This window comes from Spirosoma koreense (assembly GCF_054777875.1).
The window spans coordinates 227,691-247,534 of record NZ_BAAHAC010000029.1; the positions used below are offsets into that span (position 1 = coordinate 227,691).

12 protein-coding genes are annotated in these 19,844 nt (G+C 52.9%); 7 read left to right on the forward strand and 5 right to left on the reverse strand.

Going from position 1 to position 19,844, the window contains the following annotated elements:
- Positions 1-16: 16 nt before the first annotated feature.
- The 3 genes from ACYVC2_RS28775 to ACYVC2_RS28785 form a co-directional block, all read right to left on the reverse strand.
- Positions 17-3,220, reverse strand: a complete 3,204-nt coding sequence (locus ACYVC2_RS28775; protein ID WP_461108496.1) for a SusC/RagA family TonB-linked outer membrane protein — start codon at positions 3,218-3,220, stop codon at positions 17-19.
- A 464-nt stretch (positions 3,221-3,684) separates the two neighbouring features.
- Complete coding sequence (locus tag ACYVC2_RS28780; protein ID WP_461108498.1) at positions 3,685-5,577, reverse strand: histidinol-phosphatase; 1,893 nt, start codon at positions 5,575-5,577, stop codon at positions 3,685-3,687.
- A 157-nt stretch (positions 5,578-5,734) separates the two neighbouring features.
- Positions 5,735-6,376 carry a hypothetical protein gene (locus ACYVC2_RS28785; RefSeq protein WP_461108500.1) on the reverse strand — a complete coding sequence of 214 codons (642 nt, stop codon included), beginning with the start codon at positions 6,374-6,376 and terminating at the stop codon, positions 5,735-5,737.
- Positions 6,377-6,660: 284 nt separating this feature from the next.
- Between ACYVC2_RS28785 and ACYVC2_RS28790 the strand changes: the two genes are divergently transcribed.
- The 6 genes from ACYVC2_RS28790 to ACYVC2_RS28815 all read left to right on the forward strand — a co-directional run bounded on the left by ACYVC2_RS28790 (position 6,661) and on the right by ACYVC2_RS28815 (position 16,724).
- Positions 6,661-7,458: a HipA family kinase gene (locus tag ACYVC2_RS28790; RefSeq protein WP_461108502.1), complete on the forward strand. Its 798-nt coding sequence runs from the start codon at positions 6,661-6,663 to the stop codon at positions 7,456-7,458.
- Positions 7,436-7,819 (forward strand): DUF3037 domain-containing protein, encoded by a 384-nt coding sequence (locus ACYVC2_RS28795; protein ID WP_461108504.1) that lies wholly within the window; start codon positions 7,436-7,438, stop codon positions 7,817-7,819. Before ACYVC2_RS28790 ends, ACYVC2_RS28795 begins: the two co-directional genes overlap by 23 nt.
- A 62-nt stretch (positions 7,820-7,881) precedes the next feature.
- Positions 7,882-9,183 carry a serine hydrolase gene (locus tag ACYVC2_RS28800; RefSeq protein WP_461108507.1) on the forward strand — a complete coding sequence of 434 codons (1,302 nt, stop codon included), beginning with the start codon at positions 7,882-7,884 and terminating at the stop codon, positions 9,181-9,183.
- Between the two features lie 69 nt (positions 9,184-9,252).
- Complete coding sequence (locus ACYVC2_RS28805; protein ID WP_461108509.1) at positions 9,253-10,569, forward strand: serine hydrolase domain-containing protein; 1,317 nt, start codon at positions 9,253-9,255, stop codon at positions 10,567-10,569.
- A 316-nt stretch (positions 10,570-10,885) separates the two neighbouring features.
- Complete coding sequence (locus ACYVC2_RS28810) at positions 10,886-14,392, forward strand: CotH kinase family protein (protein WP_461108511.1); 3,507 nt, start codon at positions 10,886-10,888, stop codon at positions 14,390-14,392.
- Positions 14,393-14,537: 145 nt separating this feature from the next.
- A complete protein-coding gene (locus ACYVC2_RS28815) occupies positions 14,538-16,724 on the forward strand; it encodes an alpha-galactosidase (protein ID WP_461108513.1) in 2,187 nt (728 codons plus the stop codon).
- Here the strand turns inward: ACYVC2_RS28815 and ACYVC2_RS28820 are convergent.
- Positions 16,714-17,229, reverse strand: a complete 516-nt coding sequence (locus tag ACYVC2_RS28820; RefSeq protein WP_461108515.1) for a MarR family winged helix-turn-helix transcriptional regulator — start codon at positions 17,227-17,229, stop codon at positions 16,714-16,716. The two genes, ACYVC2_RS28815 and ACYVC2_RS28820, sit on opposite strands and share 11 nt — an antisense overlap.
- A gap of 152 nt (positions 17,230-17,381) precedes the next feature.
- Here ACYVC2_RS28820 and ACYVC2_RS28825 point away from each other — a divergent pair, with 152 nt between their 5' ends.
- Complete coding sequence (locus ACYVC2_RS28825; RefSeq protein ID WP_461108517.1) at positions 17,382-17,750, forward strand: VOC family protein; 369 nt, start codon at positions 17,382-17,384, stop codon at positions 17,748-17,750.
- A 107-nt stretch (positions 17,751-17,857) separates the two neighbouring features.
- Here the strand turns inward: ACYVC2_RS28825 and ACYVC2_RS28830 are convergent, their stop codons facing one another.
- Positions 17,858-19,639: an ABC transporter ATP-binding protein gene (locus ACYVC2_RS28830; RefSeq protein WP_461108519.1), complete on the reverse strand. Its 1,782-nt coding sequence runs from the start codon at positions 19,637-19,639 to the stop codon at positions 17,858-17,860.
- Between the last annotated feature and the right edge of the window lie 205 nt (positions 19,640-19,844).

Here is a 19,844-nt window from a genome sequence, read left to right on the forward strand (position 1 = left end):
GACAATGGTTTTCTAGTTAGAAAGAAAGTTTCAGGTTAACCCCCAGGCTCCGGTTCGACGGCAGCGTACCGTATTCGACACCCTGAAAATTACCGTTGGTGAGGTTCATGTCAGGATCGAACCACATCGTACGCTTGCCAATGCCGGGAATGTCCAGAATGGATTTGCCACGGTAGAGCCAGAACAGGTTGCGCGCGACGAACGACAGTTGAGCCGACTTAATGAAGAAGTTCGACGGCACCGGAATCCGGTATCCCAACGACAGTTCCCGAACGCGGAAGTTGGTCGCATCATAGGCAAAAAATTCACCCCATCCGTAACGCTTACCCGATACGGTTTGCCAGAATTGCTCGGCCGTAATGGCTGTGCTGTTGGCCTGGCCAGCGCCGATCAGTGTGCCGTCGCCCCCGGTTACACCCGCCGTAACGCCGGGCAACACCCAGTTACCTTTCTGAACACCGTTTTCAACTGTACCACGATTCTGAGCTGTCACTTCCGGAATGCCGCTGAAGGCCAGATTCATTTCGGTACCCGATACCGCGATGCCACCCACCCGGCCGTCGACCAGCACACGCAGCGAGAAGCCTTTGTAGGTGAACGTATTGGTCAGGCCCAGGAGCATTTTCGGATTGAAATTGCCGAGATATTCCTGCTCTTTGGTAGCGATGGGTAGCCCCGTCGACGCTACCGAAGTCGCCCCTGTTGGGCTCGTTACCAGTTGCGAGCCAATCAGGTATTGCCCCGTGTTGGCGTCTTTCTGCCAGCGATACGCTACGATATCGCCGTAAGAACCGCCTTCCTGTACAATTGGCGAAGCCGAGCGGCCATAACCACCCGACAGGAAAGCCGTCTTGATATCGGGAGACAGGCTGATGATTTTGTTGCGGTTCAGCCCCATGTTGAAGGTCACATCCCAGGAGAAGCGATCGTTTTTAATCGCCGTTCCATTGATTACGAGTTCGAGACCCATGTTCCGGATGTCCCCGGCGTTGATGTATTGGTCTTTAAACCCGGATGCGGGAGCCAGGCCCAGTTTCAGCAGTTGGTTGACGGAGTTCGTTTTATACCCCGTAATCGTAGCGCCCAGCCGGTTATTGAGAAAGCGAACATCGATACTGGCTTCTACACTTTTCGTAATTTCAGGTTTCAGGTTACCGATGGCCTGGGTTCCATCCCGGCTGATAAAGCCCGAACCAGCCCCCTGCGTGTAGGAGTAGCTCGTATTCAGCAGATAGGGCGAAGCTGCGTTACCCACCTGTGCGAACGATCCACTGATTTTCAGGAACGACAGCGGCCCCGATAGTTTCAGCAGGTCCGACAGTACCACCGAAGCACCTACCGATGGATACTGATACGAGTAGGGTTTAGGTAAGGTAGACGACCAGTCGTTGCGGAAGCTGGCGTTTACAAAGACAGCGTCCCGCCAGGCCAGCGATGCCTGCCCAAACAGCGACTGCGTCTGCACGCGCGAGAAGTCGTCGACCAGGCTCTGGTTCGTGCCGAAAGCCAGATTAAACCGGTTCGGCACATTCAGCCCATCGGCCAGCGCGCTGGTCGACTGATAGCGGATATCCTGAAGAATCGCCCCGGCCTGATAGTCGAGTGTCAGGTCGTTGCTAAGCTTGTTTTTCCCTTCGATCAGCAGGTCGTACCAGGTCTGGGTATTGATAATGTTGTTCCGGGAGAATTTACCGCCTGCCTGATTGGCCCAAAGAATCGTCCCCTGCGAATAGCTTTCTTCGTTTTTGTCGAAGTATTTATCCAGGTTAGCCCGCCCCTGAATGCTGAGAAAATCCGTCAGCTGGTATTTGGCTAACACGAAGCCGATGACCCGATCGCGGTACTGGTTGATGGCCGTCTGGTTCGTCATCCAATACGGATTCTGATAGATCGAATTGAGCGTCGATGGCCAGGCCGTGGGCGTGGGTAATCCGAACGCGTTCGGCGCGGAAGCATTTTGTGCATCGCTCAGACGAACATTGCGGGGTATCTGGTACAGGTCGATAACCGGCGCGTTTTCTTCACCCGTCCGGGGTTTGTTCAGTACAGACTGGTAGATGTAAGTCACTTTCGCATCGGTCGACAGTTTTGAGCTGATCTGATTCGACAACCGCAGGTTGATGGTATGACGAGCGAGGTCGTTACCCGGTACGGTTCCCTGCAGCGTATTGTTGGCATACGACAGGTACGTCTGCATTTTTTCGCTGCCTCCGGTGATTCCGATAGAGTTATTGAAGCTCACGGCGGTACGGAAGAAATCGCGGATGTTGTTTGGCTGGGCGGAGTATGTGTCTTGCTTACCCAGGTAATTCGTATACGACTGACCGGTCATAGCCGCTCCCCAGCTGTCGCCTTTTTCGGCGTTCAGCACACCGCCAACCCCCTGCCCGTAGGTATTCTGGACCATCGGTAAAGCAAAGGGTTTATCGACCGAGACCCCCGAGTTGATATCGACCGAAATCCGGCCGGACTTTCCGCGTTTTGTCGTGATCAGAATTACCCCGTTTGCGGCCTGGCTACCGTACAGGGCAGCGGCCGAGGCACCCCGCAGTACCGTTACGTTCTCGATATCGTCGGGGTTGATGTTCGAAGCACCATCCGAGTTGGCAACGCTCCCGAAGTCGCTGGTGGCCTGCCCGAAGGTGCTGTTATTGATCGGGACCCCATCCACAACCATCAGCGCATTGTTCGTCCCCTGAATCGAGCGGTTGCCGCGCAGCACAATCCGTGAGCCGGTACCGGGCCCACCCGACCCCTGGGTAATGTAGGCCCCCGCAATTTTCCCCTGTAAGGTATTGAGCACGTTCCCGTCGCGCACCTCATTGATCTGCGTTGGCTTGATGGTTTGGGTTGCGTAGCTCAGCGCTTTGGCTTCCCGCTTGATCCCCAGCGCCGTAACCACTACTTCACTCAGCTGACGGTCGTCGGGCACCAGTGACACCGTCACCCGCGATTGTCCGGCTGAGACGGTTACGTCTTTCGTTATGTACCCTACCGACGAAACGGTCAGGATGGTATTGCCGCTGGGTACAGACATGCGAAATTCGCCCGCGGCATCTGTCGTTGTGCCTCGCGTAGTTCCTTTGATCACTACGTTCGCTCCGGAGACGGCCTGGTCCTGTTCGTCTCGTAAGGCACCGGTTATCTGCCTGTCCTGAGCCCATACTGAGCTCGAAGCAGCCAAAACCACCAGAATACAACAAAGTATGTGTTTTAGCATAGGTAATGGAAAAATTAAAGTGATTGATGTAGGTTAACAAAGAAAATAGCTACGAACTCGAAATTTGCAGAATTTTTCGGGAATACTTAATGAACTAACGGGCAAATTTTAAATTAAATTAAAAATTAATTCATTGCGCACACAGAGGTAAGCTGACAAAGCGGCTCTGGGCTGCCGTAATAATGCCGTAAAATGAGGATAATACTTAGGTAATGGCAGGATGCGTAACAGCCAAATGACGTGCCGCCAGCGCGTGAGAATTGCTGACCAGAGGCTTAGTTTGTCATTCCGACCAGGAGGAATCTTAAAGTGTCCCTACTTTCGAAGAATGGTCGTTTAACTGGGCCGCCGGAGTGGATTCCTCCTGCGTCGGAATGATAAAAACACTCATTTTTAACCGGCTACCAAAAGTTTAAACAGACTCAATAAGCCAAGCCGGTGCACGGTGCGAAAACTATATGAAGTTATTTCTGATCGGTCTTCAGGATAAACTCCCGGACCAGTTCCAGCTGATCAGTATTAAGCACGTCGACGCCTGCTTCGCGGAGTTTGGCCCAGACAACCGGATCTTCGGGACTGGCCCACAGTCGGAGCTTTTTTCCTTCGCGATGAACCCGGTCAGCCAACTGGCGCAGTTTCTGAAATTCGTCGGCGGGCATATCGCCCCTACCCCGCCAGTTCAGCTGGTTCTGATACGCATCGCTGATCAATGGCATAAGCGTCGGATCGTACCCTTTTCCCAGATCGGCGGGTCGCCCATCGACCGCCATCAGGCGCTGTTTCGCTTTGGAAAGGGTTTGAACCGGCCGATTTCCGGACAGGACAACGGTCACCGCGCCCGGCTGCTTGCCTGTAGCCAATAGACCACGATAACGCTGAAGGAGTTTATCGAGCGCCCGATACGTACTGTCGGCCTGCGTTTTTGCGTCGATCATCAGGTAGAACGGCCCTTTGAATCCGGCCAGCACCTGCCCGTTATGCTGCTGGATGCGCGCTGCCAAGGGTTTGAGATACAAATTTTCCAGCGTTACCGCCGAATTTCTGAACGTCGGCCGGTCGTGTGCTACGTATAGTGTGTCGTTTAGTAAATGAACATCGGCTTCGATGCTGGTCAGGCCGTTATCGAGCGCATCCCAGAGCGGGCGCGACTGCTCGTAGTCATTGTGCGCGTGTACGTTCGGCAGCGGTACCACGCCCACCCGAGGTTCTGGAACAATCGGGTTCGCCATGGGCTGGGTCCAGGCGGTTTCCACGTCGCCCGGCATAAACGGGTTGTATTTCGCTTTGCTCGAAACGACCTTCGCCCGCAGCAGCCAGATATCGTCCGTCAAGGCGTACGAAGCCGCGCTATCGGTCACTTCCCGAAGCAGTTCGGCTTGCTGCTGGCCCTTCCGCACGCCAAAAAACTGAATCTTATACGTAACGTCCGGCTCGGTTTTTACCCGAATGATCAGGTTTTTGCCGGCCTGCGGCAATTGCTTCAGTGTGACGCCCGAGCTGGCGTAGAACCGCCCGGCTTCCATGGCTTCGATAAGGGCACGCGGGCTCAGGTCGGCTGCGTCGACCATGACCCACGCCCGGCCTGAGTTGCTGAACTGCGGTCCGAAAAAATAATAATGGTGACTGTCGTCGGTACCCAGGCCGTACATCAGCGGGCGGCCCTGCCGCAGAAAATGAAGGTTGATCTTGTCCCACATCGACTCCGTTCCCGCATGCGTGCTGTCGCCGTAGTTGTGCACCAGCGGGTGCCCGTTGAACACTTCGAAAAAGCGCTCATGCCGAAGCTGCATCAGGTCTTCGGCTTTTACGGCATAGTAAAAATTGGGGTGGTTGATGTGCGGGAACATGGGCTGCCCCGTTTGCCGTCGTTGCGCCACGACCAGATCGATATTATTCTGCATGACCTCCGCTACACTGTTGCCCGGTTGTGGCCGGATCAGGTGCTGCACGTTGGTCATGTTGATATGAATCGGTTTGCCCTGGTAACTGGTCGACACTTCTTCACTTTTGATGATCAGAAACCGGTCTTTCTCTTCAAAATACGTTCGGTATTCGTCCAGCTTTTTAAGCCGGACCTTCAGCGAATCATTGGGGCCCCGCTTATACGTGACCCAGTCGGGGCCGAAAGTGCGCAGGTACCGCTCGAACGTCCGGCGACGGTCGGTCTGGTGCGGTACGTTGATCCACTTGTCGACTTCCTGAATGACGTTATGATCAGACAGCGCCACAAACTGGTAGCCGTTGGCTTTGTACCAGTCCATGATCATTTCGGGGTAATCGTCGCCGTCGCTCCAGAGCGAATGCGTATGCAAATTACCTTTGTACCAATGCTGGGCCTGCAGCAGGAGCGGTAACATGACCAGAAGTACGAGACAGAGGCTGCTTTTTCTCATCGAACCAGGAGGAATCGTTTTCTCATAAGACCAGCGGGCCTTACCATAATCCGCCCGCTAAAGTACTACTGAAAGTGATCTTCAGCGAAACGCCCCCAATTCATCATTCTGGCTTACTCGTTTAAGTAGCCTGTTCGATCAGATAGGCCATCAGCTGAATACCGGCGTTGATGACCGGACCGGCCAGAGCGTCTTTTTGCAAAGCGTCAAACGGTCCTTCCCCAAAATAAAACCCATCCGATACCAGAAAGCTAAGCCTTATCCGACCGTGGGCAGGAAATGGCGTACGGTCTTTATTCCACGGCCCGATACGACCAACAATGGGTAGGCTGTCCAGAAACAGTTGATCGACCAGTTGCCGGGACTGGGGCGTCTGTGTATCCCAGACCAGCAGTTTTTCGGTATGATTGATATACCGGCAACTGCCATCGCTGAACGCGGCCAGTACGTCGAGTCCGTCGGACAGGCCCACTTCAATGATTACACCCAGCAGAATTTTTTCGGGAATCGGAAACCCATTTTGCCGCAGCCGATGATAAGCCAGCAACTTGTGCCGGGTTTCCAGCTGAGTGTCGGTAGCCACCGCCTTTAACCGATCGGTGTCCGGTTGGTCAGCCAGCAGTACGTCCCAGGGGTAAGCTTCCGCCTGCGTTTGAGCTTTGTACAGGGCGAGATCGTCGGCAAAGAGAAGGCTATAAATTTTATTCAGGCCAGCGTCGCGATAAGGGCTAGTCAGCGAGTTCGATGGATGGAGGGCGTTCATTGGTTTTGGATTTCAGATCGGGCGCAGCCCAACCGATTCAGTATCACAAAGATAGCGGACACTATACATGCTACCCGACGGAATGAACAACGGGCGGAAACCAGTACATAACTAGCCGGAATAGCTCTGTTGCTAGCTTTCGCGTTAGTCGTACCCGACCACTGGAATGCCATGAGGCCGCTTATCTTTCAGGAATAACCCTTAAATTTCCCGACCATTTCTGCCGCGCGGCTAGCCGACGGCTACGCATAGGCGGGCAGGAATAAAGTCTGGATCATCAGCCTGTGAGTTATAGCCCTCTCCAACTGCGCACCGTCAATGTCACGCGCTATTCCATTCCGCTACGCGAAGGCGGTTCGCTGCCCGCGCTGGTCGAGGCCGACGACGATTTTCTGTACGTCCTGAAGTTTCGGGGAGCGGGTCAAGGCACGAAAGCGCTCATTGCCGAACTGGTAGCGGGCGAAATTGCCCGGGCACTCGGTTTGCGCATACCTGAGATCGTCTTTGCCAAGCTGGATGAGGCTTTCGGACGTACCGAGCCCGACGAAGAAATACAGGATCTGCTGCGGGCCAGCGAGGGGCTGAATCTCGGCCTGCATTACCTGTCCGGAGCCATTACGTTCGATCCGGTCATCAACGATGTCAGTGCACGGCTGGCGTCGCAGATCGTATGGCTGGACGCTTTCGTGATGAACGTCGACCGTACGGCCCGTAATACCAACCTGCTCATGTGGCACAAAGAACTGTGGCTGATCGATCATGGCGCTGCGCTTTATGTGCATCATACGGGACCTGCCTGGCCCGAGTCGAGTCGGCGACCGTTTGCGCAGATCAAAGACCATGTTTTATTACCCCTGGCTACGGAACTCGATGCCGTGGACGAAACTTTCCGGCAGGTGCTGACGGCCGACCACCTCGAAGCTATCGTTGCGCTGATTCCGGACGACTGGCTGACCGGCAACGATCCGACGACCCCGGTGGAGACGCAACGACAGGTTTACGCCCAGTTTTTAACCGAACGACTGGCCTCATCCGCCATTTTTGTTAAGGAAGCCAACGATGCCAGAAAAGCACTTGTTTGAATACGCCATCATCCGGGTGGTTCCGTACGTCGAACGGCAGGAGTTTCTCAACGTCGGCGTCATTCTGTACTGTCGCGCGCAGGGTTTCCTCCAAGCTATATCTGAATTGAACGAGCCGAGACTGCGCGTGTTCTCGGACAAACTCGATCTGGCCGAACTGGAGCAACGGCTGCGGGCTTTCGAGCAAATCTGCGCCGGTCGTCCGCAGGGGGGCGTCATTGGCCGGCTCCCTATCGCCGAACGTTTCCGATGGCTGACGGCCACCCGGAGCACCGTTGTGCAAACCTCGCCCGTTCATCCGGGCTTGTGCACCGACGCAGCCGAAACGCTCGCCCGGTTGTTCTCGCAGTTGGTTCAGTAGCCGCCATAGGGCTTTTGGAAGTAGACTTGCGATTGCCTGGTCTCTTTTGTACTTTGTTGCCCATGCGCTTTTCTACCAAACTCCTGTCGGGACTTTTAGCCATGTCTGTAGCCACTACGGGTTACGGACAGGCCCGAACCGACGCCTTTCTGCAACAGCTGTTTGCCTCGAACCGACACAAAATTTTTCAGCAGGTCATTCAGCAGCCAGATACCTACCGGCTGCAGATTATTTACACCCGTATCGACCGGGATAAAAACAACGTCCCTTCGTTTCAGAATTATTATTTCCACGTCGATAGCACGGTGTATTTCAATCCGGCCTCGACGGTAAAGCTGCCGCTGGCGTTGTTATCGCTGGAAAAAATCAACAGCCTGGAGAATCCGGCCATCACGAAATTTACGGCCATGCAGTTCGACAGCGCTTACAGCAAGCAAACCAAAGAATGGACCGACCATACGGCGCAAACGGGCTTCCCCTCCATCGCTCAGTTCATCCGCAAGGCGTTTCTGGTCAGCGACAACGACGCTTACAGCCGCATGTATGAGTTTGTAGGCCAGCGCGACATCAACCGATCCTTACACGACAAAGGCTATCTGGATACCCGCATCACCCACCGGTTTGTGCGAATGACACCCGACGAGAATCGGCACACCAACCCGGTTCGGTTTATCCGGGAGGATGGTACGCTGATTTATGCCCAGCCTGCGGCCTATAATCCGGATCCGTTCGATTTCCGGCGCGTGGCTAAACTAGGGAAGGGCTACCTCACGGGCAACGACAGCCTGGTTCATGAGCCGTTCGACTTCACCGAGCGGAATAAATTTCCGCTCGAAGCATTTCAGCAGGTGTTGCAATCGGTGATGTTTCCGCTGTCGGTTCCGGCAAAACAGCGATTCAACCTGACGGCCGACGACTACCGGTTTCTACACCAGTATCTTTCGCAGTATCCTGGCGAAACCAATTACCCCAAATACGATCCGAAACAGTATTACGACAGCTACGTCAAATTCTTTTTTATGGATACGCTGCATCATCGGATGCCAGCGGGTGTCCGGGTGTTCAACAAGGTAGGCTGGGCTTACGGTTTTCTGACCGATGCATCGTACGTGGCGGATTTCGACAACAAGATCGAATACATGCTGAGCGCCACGCTCTACGTGAACAGCGACGGAATTCTGAACGACGATAAATATGAGTTCGAAAGCATCGGGCACCCGTTCATGTACCAGCTTGGGCAGACCATCTACCAGTACGAATTGAGCCGCAAGCGCCCGCACGTTCCTGACTTGAGCGCGTTTCGCATACCCTACGAAACACGCACAAACGACAATCGCCCGACCATCAGGGATGTAGACAACTAAAGCCGCGGAGGCTATCCGGCACACTGTTTTTGATCAACGCGCCTTATTTCCCTTGTAACTCCTGCCTTTATGTTTCTTAAATCAGTCGTTCGCGCTTTCGTGCTGGCAGGCTTCAGCACGCTACCGGTCTGCGCTCAAACCAATACCAAACAAAACGCACCGGTTTTAACCATGGCGGCCCCGGAAACGGCCGGTTTTTCGCCCGAACGGCTCAGCCGGGTCGATGGGCTTATTCAGTCCTACATCGACAACGGTGCGTTTCCGGGCGTGGCGGCTCTTGTGGTGCGCAACGGGAAAATCGTGTATTACAAAGCCTTCGGAAAGTCGGACCTGGAAACGAACAAGCCGCTGGCGAAAGATGCCATTTACCGAATTGCATCCATGACCAAAGCGATTACCTCATTGGCGGTGCTGATGCTGCACGAAGAGGGAAAAATTATGCTCGACGACCCGATCAGCAAATATATTCCGGAGTTTGCCAAACCCGTCGTGCTCGACAAATTCAACGAAAAAGACAGCACCTATACGACGGTTCCGGCCAAGCGGGAAATTACCATTCGGCATTTGCTTTCGCACATGTCGGGCATCAATTACAACGTCATTGCGAGCGATAGCCGAATGCGGGCCATCTACACCAAAGCGGGTATTCTTGACGCTTTTACGGTGCAGGATATAAAAATTGGCGACGTAGTGAAGAAGCTGGGAAAGCTGCCGCTCAACCATCAGCCGGGTGAAAAGTGGACCTACGGCCTGAGCATCGATGTGCTGGGGTATCTGGTGGAAGTGGTTTCCGGAATGCCGCTGGACCAGTTTTTTCAGACCCGCATTTTCGAGCAGCTGGGTATGAAGGACACGTATTTTTATCTGCCCGATTCGAAGAAGGATCGGCTGGTTCCTTTATATTCAGAAGGTAAAGACAAAAAGCTGGTAAAGCTCGCTCTGAACCATGGATTGGCCGCCAATCCGGATTACCCCATTACCGGTGCCAAAACTTATTTTTCGGGTGGGGGTGGCCTGTCTAGTACGGCCTACGATTATGCGCTGTTTTTGCAGATGCTCCTGAACAACGGCGTCTATAACGGCAAGCAACTACTCAGTCGGAAAGGAGTGGAGCTATTTACGCAAAGCAACCAGACCGGCACGCATTATCCGGACGCCGGTCATTACTTCAGCCTGGGTTTCAGCGTCATCAACGAAGTCGGGCACGCAAAAGACCTCAGTAGTGTCGGGACGTTTTCGTGGGGCGGGGCTTTTAGCACGCATTATTTTGCGGACCCGAAAGAAAAACTCTGCGTCGTGCTGATGAAGCAGATGTGGGGGACCAGCCACGGCGGTGAACTCGACCAGAAATTTGACGTTCAGGTTTACCAGGCTCTGGAGAACTAATCTGCTGGTCTTAACAGACTACTGTCGGTAATCTACAAACATAAATGCCCTAGTTGTTCACGTGAACAACTAGGGCATTTATGTTTATGTAATCTTTAATTAGTAACATGTTGATAAACTATAATGCACTTAATTCGGCAACGTTCAAGGAATTTTTGCGGGTATTGTTCCTATATATTTACTTAATCACATAAGTATTATTAAATTTTTTATTATAAAATTCCATTTTAACAGGGTAAATTTCTAAATGAATTCATTTTGTTTCCTATTAAACATAAACAGGCTATTTAATTACCCCTATCCTACTTAAAATAACATGAATGCCACAATCATTACTTTCTCTTTACTTTTCTTATCGATTGTAAACTACAGCGTTCAAGGGCAGGCGCTTTACATTAACGAGCTTATGGCTTCTAATGCCAAGACCCTGGCCGACGGTTCGGGGTCTTTCGAAGACTGGATTGAGATTTACAATCCAAACGCCTTCGCCGTCGATATCGGTGGTTATTACGTTACGGATAACCTGTCGACACCTACTAAGTACCGACTACCAACGGGTTCGTCGCAGACGGTTATTCCGGCCAATGGTTTTTTAGTGCTCTGGGCTAGTGAAGAACTCACCAGGGGCGCCAACCACCTGAACTTTAAACTCTCGGCCAACGGCGAATCATTCGGATTGTTCCGGCCGAATGGCGCTTCGACGATATCGGTGGATCAGGTTACTTTTGGTGCCCAACGTACGGACGTATCCTGGGGCCGTCAGCCGAACGGTACGGCAAACTGGCTTTATTTTTCGGGTACGAATTGTAGTCCCGGCGCTTCGAACGACGGTAAAACAGGGTATCCGACCATAATGGGCACTCCTGCATTCTCCAGAACGGGGGGCTTTTACAGCAGCGATTTCAACCTGAGCATTACCGCACCAGACCCTTCGGCAACCATTTATTATACGCTGGACGGTTCCGACCCCGACCCGGCGAACCTGAACGGTACTACATTTCAGTATAAAAATAGCTATGCTGAACAGCCCAATCAGTTCGGTGGCGGCTTATTGACAGGCTCTTACCAGACCTTAGCCTACACCGGAGCGATTCCGATCAGCGATCGCAGCAGTGCGGCCAATTCGGTTTCAGTCAAATCGTCGACCTACAACAATACCCCCTATTACTTTCCTACCACGCCCGTCTTTAAGGGAACGGTGGTCCGGGCGGTTGCCTACAAAGCCAATGCCCTCGCCAGCGACGTTGTCACCCAGACCTATTTCGTCACGCCTAATACGGCCCGTTATACCATACCGGTGACTTCGCTTAGCTTCAATGAAAAACATTTTTTCGATTACAACACGGGCATTTATACGGCCGGACAAGGCTTTGATAACTGGCGGGCCTCCAACGCCACTACACCCGCTGGTTTTTGTACGCCCGGTAATTATTCCAACGAAGGCGACGCCTGGGAGCGCCCTGGAAACGTCGAGTTTTTTGTCAATAACAGTTCCGTGATAAATCAGGCGATGGGCATCCGGATCAACGGAAACTGCACGCGCTACATTCCACGAAAAGCCCTTCGGTTGTACGGGAACGATGATTTTGCCTACTCTTTTTTCAATAATCGGCCGGCGAATCAGTCGTATAACCGGCTCCTGCTCCGGAGCGGAGGCAACGACTGGAATTATAGCCTGATCGTCGATTCGTACATGCAGACGATGGTCCGGCATCTCCGCTTCGATACCCAGTCGAACGTGCCGAGCGCGGTATTCGTCAATGGAGAATATTGGGGTATTCATAGCCTGGAAGAGCGCTACGACAAGTATTACCTGAACCGAAATTATAACGTCGATGTCGACAGTGTCGATGTCGTTTCCGTTTATGGTGGCTACGAAGCCGACGAAGGCGATTTACAGGTATTCAATAACCTGCAAAGCTACCTTGATGCAAACTCTTTCTTTACGCAGACCAACTACGACCTGGTTGCCAATACGTGGGTAGACGTTGAGAATTTTACGGATTATCAGATCTCAGAAATTTATTCGGCCAACACCGACTGGCCGCAGAACAACCAGCAATTCTGGCGGAAACGCACCAGCCAGACGCGGCTCACTGCCCCTTACGGACACGACGGCCGCTTCCGCTGGATGATGAAGGACATGGATTTCGGCCTCAGCAATATCAACAATTACGACGATTTTACCATTTATCACGCCACGGCCAACAGCGAGTTCACCAAGCTCTTTAGGCGCTTTCTGATGGTCGATTCGTATAAGTCATATTTTATCAATCGCTACGCCGATCTGCTGAATACTACCTTTAACCCCGACCGAACCGTTGCGCTGTTAAACAGTTTTATTCAGGGCTATCAACCTTATATGCCTGAGCATTTTGAACGCTGGAAAGGCGGGATTAGCTACGCCGACTGGCTTAACAATATCGATCGGATTCGAACCTTCGTCCAACTCCGGCCGACCAAAGCCCGCGAACACGCCCGTGATCTGTTTGGCCTGCAAGGGTTTCGCAACGTAACCGTCAACGTTTCGAATGCCGACCAGGGGTATGTAAAAGTAAACACCATCGACATCCTGCCCACCACCGTAGGGGTGTCTGCCACACCCTACCCCTGGACCGGCATCTATTTCCAGGGAAATGCCATCCGCATCGTGGCCAAACCCAAATCGGGCTTTCGGTTCGTGGCCTGGCAGGAAAACGGCTCGACCATTGCGACCGATACGGCCTACAGCTATAACCCCACTACCGACCGTACGCTAACGGCTGTCTTCGCTCCCAGCGACAGCTTTGCCGGTAAACCCGCGGCTTTTACCCTCAGCAGTGGCGACTATCGGTTTGAGAGCTGGTCGCCGACGGCCACACCGGCTACCTACCCGGCCAACATGCATCTGGTTAGCATGAACCAGGCCGACCCAGCCCTGTCGGCCACGTTTGCCCTGGCCGATACGGTTACCGGTGCGTATAATTACAGCAGCAGCACCCGCATCAACGGGTTGGGCGAAAATGGCCTTTCGTTTATCAATACGGGCGGTGCCAATCCAGGTTACGTAGCCAGTTCGCTGGGTGGGGCAATGCTGGCCCTGAATACCCTTGGGGTCAACAAAGCCTACGTGCAGTGGACGGGCGGAACGGTTACCCCCAACCCGCGCCAGTACGCGATCCGGTTACGCTACCGGATCGGCGACAGCGGACCTTTCAGCGATTTGCTGAATGACTCGAACCAGCCAGTAGAATACCTCCGCAATGCAACAGCCGGTCATAGTCTGGTGCTGGGTCCGGTGAGTCTGCCGGCGGCTTTGCTCAACAAACCTTATGTGCAGCTGCTATGGCAGTACTACTGGACGGGAACTGGGACGTCGGGAGCCCGGGATCAGCTACGGCTGGATGATATTGTGGTCACGCAGGGTGCTGACCTGGCCCCGATCCTGTATGTTCGTCCGTCGACGATAACGGGCACGAGCAATCTTAACGTGGTCGTCGATCTCTTCGAGGTAAATTCGATTCCTACGAGTGGCCCGATCACTGTCCGGATCACCAAAGATCCGAAGGTCGACTTTAGCTTTAACGGAAGTCTGACCACGGTGGGCGGGCGTCCGGTGCAGAACAGCGCCTGGAGCTTTAGTGGACCTTCCGGTGGCTTTTACACCCTCACGACCAACCAGGTGATAACGGGCGGCAATGTGCTTTCTTTCGGCTTGACTGGCACATTGAACCCAGGAGCTACTACCGGGGCACTGACCGTAAGCTCCACGGTAATCGGCGGAACGGAATTCAACGCGTTCAACAATACCGACGCTGAAAAGGTCGAGTATTTTCAGCAGTAAGAACCGAAGAGCAGGCCGGCTTAGGCTCCTGCTCTTCGTACTGAAAACGCGTCGTCAGGTCACCATTCCGTTCGGCTGTTCATGATGGAGGGCATGGATATGCCGCTATTCTTTCCTAGCTTTCCCAGGATTTGCTCCGGAAAATATGAACCGCTTCGTCTGGCTTATGGGTGCCTGGCTGCTGACCCATTCAGGATTTGCGCAGATACACCAACTGCCCGTTTACAAACCCGCTCCCGTTAAAACGGATTGGCTGATTACGGCCCCCTTCCTGAAAGCAGGGGTATTTCAGGCAAACAGCGGCAAAGATCTGGTGCTATCCAACGGCTTACTGACGCGCCGGTTTCGCATCAGCCCGAATCTGGCGACGGTCGATTACCAGAACCTGTCGACCAGTGAGCAGTTTGCCCGCTCCGTCAGGCCTGAAGCCCGACTGGTGCTGAATGGCAAGCCGTACCGTGTAGGTGGACTCTATGGTCAGACCGAACACGCTTACCTGCGCGAAGAATGGATCGACGGGTTTACGGCCAGTCCAGCCGATTTTCAGTTTAAGACATTCACCATTTCTCCGCTGAAGCCTTACCTGAACTGGCAACCACGCACCTGGACCATGAACCGAAAACAGCCGGGCGGTCAGGAGCTGGCCCTGCTTTTCCGCTCGGACTTGCCTGATCTGAAAAACATCGAGGTAGTGGTTCACTACGCGCTGTATGATGGCCTTCCAGCGCTCTGTAAGTGGGTCACGCTGCAGAACACAGGTCCGCAAGCCGTTCATATCGACCAGGTCATCAATGAAATTCTGGCAACGCCCGAAGAAGAATCGGCGGTGGTAGGCAAGCCCGACCAGATGAAAAAACCGCAGCGTATCTATGTCGAAAACAACTTCGCGTTCAACAACGCCATGCGGTACGAGCTGTCGGATCAGGCTACCCACTGGAAAACGGATTCGCTCTACACGTCGCAGGTCAACTACAATTATGAAACGCCCTGCCTACTGGAGGTGTACCCTACTCTCGGCGTAGGCATCGACCTGGAGCCAGGCCATACCTACACCTCGATCCGTACGCATGAACTCCTGCTCGACTCGTATGACCGCGAGCGGAACGGCCTCGCCCGCCGACAGTTTTACCGGACCATTGCCCCCTGGACTACGCAGAACCCTATATTCATGCACCTGGTCAGCACCGATCCGGACGTAGTTCGACGCAGCATCGATCAGTGCGCATCAACCGGCTACGAAATGGTGATTCTGAGCTTCGGCAGCGGACTGAACATGGAAGATACCAGCCCGGCGAACATTCAGCAATTCAAAGCCCTCGCCGATTATGCGCACAGCAAAGGGATTCTGCTGGGTGGTTATTCGCTATTCAGCAGTCGCCGGATCGATGACGAAAACGACGTCATCGATCCGAAAACCGGTTTACCCGATAAAGCCGCTTTCTTCGGTCACGCGCCCTGTCTGGCTAGCCAGTGGGGCATCGATTACCTGAAAAACTTAAAGAAATTTATTACCGAAACAGGTTTCGACCTTCTTGAACACGACGGTCCTTACCCAGGCGATGTCTGTGCTTCCACGAAGCATCCGGGTCACAAAGGGCTGGACGATTCGCAGTGGGTGCAGATGGGCATGCAAAAGGAATTTTACCAGTTTCTGAACGCAAAAGGCGTGTATATCAACGCGCCCGACTGGTACTTTATGGACGGCACAAATAAGATTGCGCTGGGATACCGGGAAGTTAATTTTTCCCTATCGCGTGATCAGCAGAGACTCCTGAACCGACAGAATATTTTCGACGGAACCTGGGAAAAAACTCCGGCCATGGGTTGGGGCTTCGTGCCACTGACCAACTACCAGGGCGGTGGCCCGGAAGCCGTGCTGGAGCCGCTGAACGAGCATCTGACGGATTACAGGCAGTTGATGATGCAGTACTACGGCGCTGGAATCCAGGCCTGCTACCGCGGCCCCCGTTTATATGATACAGAGGAAACGAAACAGATGGTTCGTCAGGTTATTTCCTGGTATAAAACGTATCGCCCGATTCTTAACTCCGACCTGATTCATCTCCGCCGACCCGACGGGCGCGATTGGGATGGGATCATGCACGTCAATCCAGCATTACCGGAAAAAGGGCTGGTCATGTTGTATAACCCACTTAAAACGAGGATTACCCGCACCATTAAACTACCGCTATATTACACCGGTCTGCGCGATACTGCCCAAATTCGGCGGGCCGATGGTAAACCCAGAGTTTATCCGCTGAACCGGAATTACGAAGTAGAACTAACGGTAGACCTAGCCCCAGCGACTTACGGCTGGTGGGTTATCGAATAATCGCATATTTCTCGCTATCGTCAGGATCACTCAGCGATTCGTGATAGGCAATGATCTGATAAAGAACTTCTACCGCTGTCGCAAAGCTTTCTTCGCCGACCAGAGCTTTATAGGTACTGGTCAATTTCTCCTGTTCCCGTTTGGCGGTTAACAAAAGCTTTTGCCCTTCTTTGGTCAGCGTAATTTTCGAGCTACGACCGTCACGTTTACTTCGCTCGGTCATTATCAACCCTTCGGCTTCCATTTCCTTCACCGTCCGACTCATCGCCTGCTTCGGTTGCATCGCTCGTTTGGCCAACTCCTGGTTGGTAATCCCGTTTGCGCTGATATTCGTCAGAAATCGCATAAACGAGGCTTTGAAAGGCAGGCTCGTCGCTTCGCCCATAACCCGTTGCATCCACAAGTCAGACTGGCGTTTCGTAACCGCAATAAGCCGTCCCCAGTTGCGATCATTCTGCTGCATATAATCCGATAACTCCTGCTGAATTGCCTTCTTTTTCTTCATACTCAACGCTGCATCTATTCTACAAAGATAGGCAAAAGAAAATATAGTCATCAATGATTACCAATTAGTCAACAACTGTGACTAATTTTGCAACGTAGCTCCGGCAACGGTTCATTACACGAAAACAGAAACCCAATAACTTTTATAAGCAAATGGCACTCAAGCATCTAAACCTGGCCGTACCGGACGTAGCCCAGACCAGAACGTTCTTCGAAACTTATTTTGGTTTCACCTGCCTGGAAACCAAAGGCGACAACATCATTTCGATCCTGAAAGACAACGATGACTTTATCCTGTCGATCAGTAATTTCAACAAAGCAGAATCGCCAACTTACCCGGCCGATTTTCATGTCGGCTTCGTGCAGGACTCGCCCGAGCAGGTAAAGGCTATTTATGAAACGCTGAAAGTGGCGGGCGTTGAAGTCGGAAAAGAACCCCATAATTACGGTGGCCGGGGCACCATGTCGTTTTATGTTGCCGCGCCCGGCGGGGTCATGGTAGAAGTGTTGTGTATGATTTAAGGAGTCAAATACTGGCGGATGAGACAAAGCACTGGAAAGACTCGTGGTCTCAGCCTGTTTATAATCAGTTCACATTCCGTAAAATTATAAGAACCTAGTGAGAGCGTTTATACTTCTTCCGTCTGCAACTGCTTCTCGTATAGTTCGCGGTAGGCTCCGTTTTTAGCCAGCAGATCTTCGTGAGTGCCTTCCTCAATAACCTCACCCTCGTCGAGCATGATAATGTAATCGGCCAGTTTAGCCGATGAAACCCGGTGCGAAATTATGACCGATGTGCGATCGGCCATGATGCGCTGCAGGTTGTTGAGGATAATGTTTTCCGTATTCGTATCGACGGCCGACAGGCAATCGTCCAGAATCAGAATCTTCGGGTCGCGGGCGATGGCCCGGGCAATACTCAGACGCTGTTTCTGACCACCCGATAGCGTAACGCCCCGCTCACCGACGCGCGTATCGAACTGCTCCGGAAAATCGATAACGCTCTGGTACAGATCGGCGTCGCGCAGGGCCTGCTCGACTCGTTCCTGCGGCAGATCGGGTTTCCCGAAACGAACGTTATTGCTGATCGTTTCTGAAAAGAGGAACACATCCTGTGGCACGTATCCCATCTGCTCCCGAAGCGAGGTCAGGTTATAGTCTTTAATCGAAATACCGTCGATCAGGATGTCGCCAAAAGTCACATCATACATGCGCGTAAGCAGGTTTGCCAGCGTACTCTTGCCCGAACCCGTCGTACCCAGTATCGCAACCGTTTCGCCCGCCCGAACACGCATGGAGAAATCCTTGATAGCCATGATACCCGAATCGGGGTAAACAAACCGGGCGTTTTTGAACTCCACTTCACCGTGGATCGTGTGGCGAATATCTTTCTGCGAAACAATGTCGGTCTTCACCTGCAAAAACTCATTGATGCGCTGTTGAGAAGCAGCCGCCCGCTGGGTTTGGCTCGTCGTCCAGCCGAGTGCCATCACCGGCCAGGTCAGCATGTTCACATACAGAATAAACTCGGTGATGTTACCCGGCGTCAGTCGACCAGCGATAATTTCCTGACCGCCTACGTAAATCACCAGCACATTGCTCAGGCCAACCAGAATCGCGACGATCGGAAAAAACAGCGAATCGACCCGGGTCAGACTCAGCGACTTAGCCCGGTATTCATCACTTTCCAGTTCGAACTTAGCGGCCGAGTTATTTTCCTGCACAAAGGCTTTCAGCACACGGATTCCCGAAAATGCTTCCTGTACGTAGGTCGACAGCTGCGATAGTGAGCGCTGAATTTCTTCAGAACGCTGAATGATAATGTTGTTGACCAGGTAGATAGCCACCGACAGAATGGGTAGTGGCAGTAGGACATACAGCGACAACCGGGCGTTGATACTGACCATGTAGCTGATGACCAGAATAAATAGCACGATCAGGTTCAGGCCGTACATGATGCTCGGCCCGACGTACATCCGGACTTTACTGACGTCTTCCGATATGCGAGCCATCAGATCGCCCGTGTTGTGCTGGCGGTAAAAACTAAGTGGTAAGGTCTGGTAATGGTCGTAAATCTCATTCTTGAGGTCATACTCCACGTGCCGCGACATCACGATCAGGGTTTGCCGGACCAGAAACAGGAAAAATCCTTTCAGTAGTGCCATGACCAGCGTCAGGATACCGAAGAGAAGAATACTGGTGGAGAAAATGCTGTATAAACCCGACTGCAGGGGCGATTTATCGTAGAGGTAATACACATCGAGGGTTTCGCGAACCAGATCGAGCGCGTACCGCACCAACTGCGCCGGAAAAATACCGAATAGATTGGAGATAGCCGTAAAAACCGTCCCCAGAATCAGGTACCATTTATACTTTACAAGGTATTTATTCAGGTAAGAAAGTGCTTTCACAGGAGGTCCAACAGCGTTTTTCTCGTAACGGCAGGGGGAAGGGAAAAGTTGCAAGGGGTAGCGGGGCATAGGGGTGAGGGCGGGGTGTTGCAGGGGGCAGGGAATGGCAGGGGTTGCAAGGATGGTGGGGTATAGCGGGGTTTACAAGGATGGCGGGCAGAATAAGAATTTAGTAATGCTAACACCCTGCAATCCTTGCAATCCC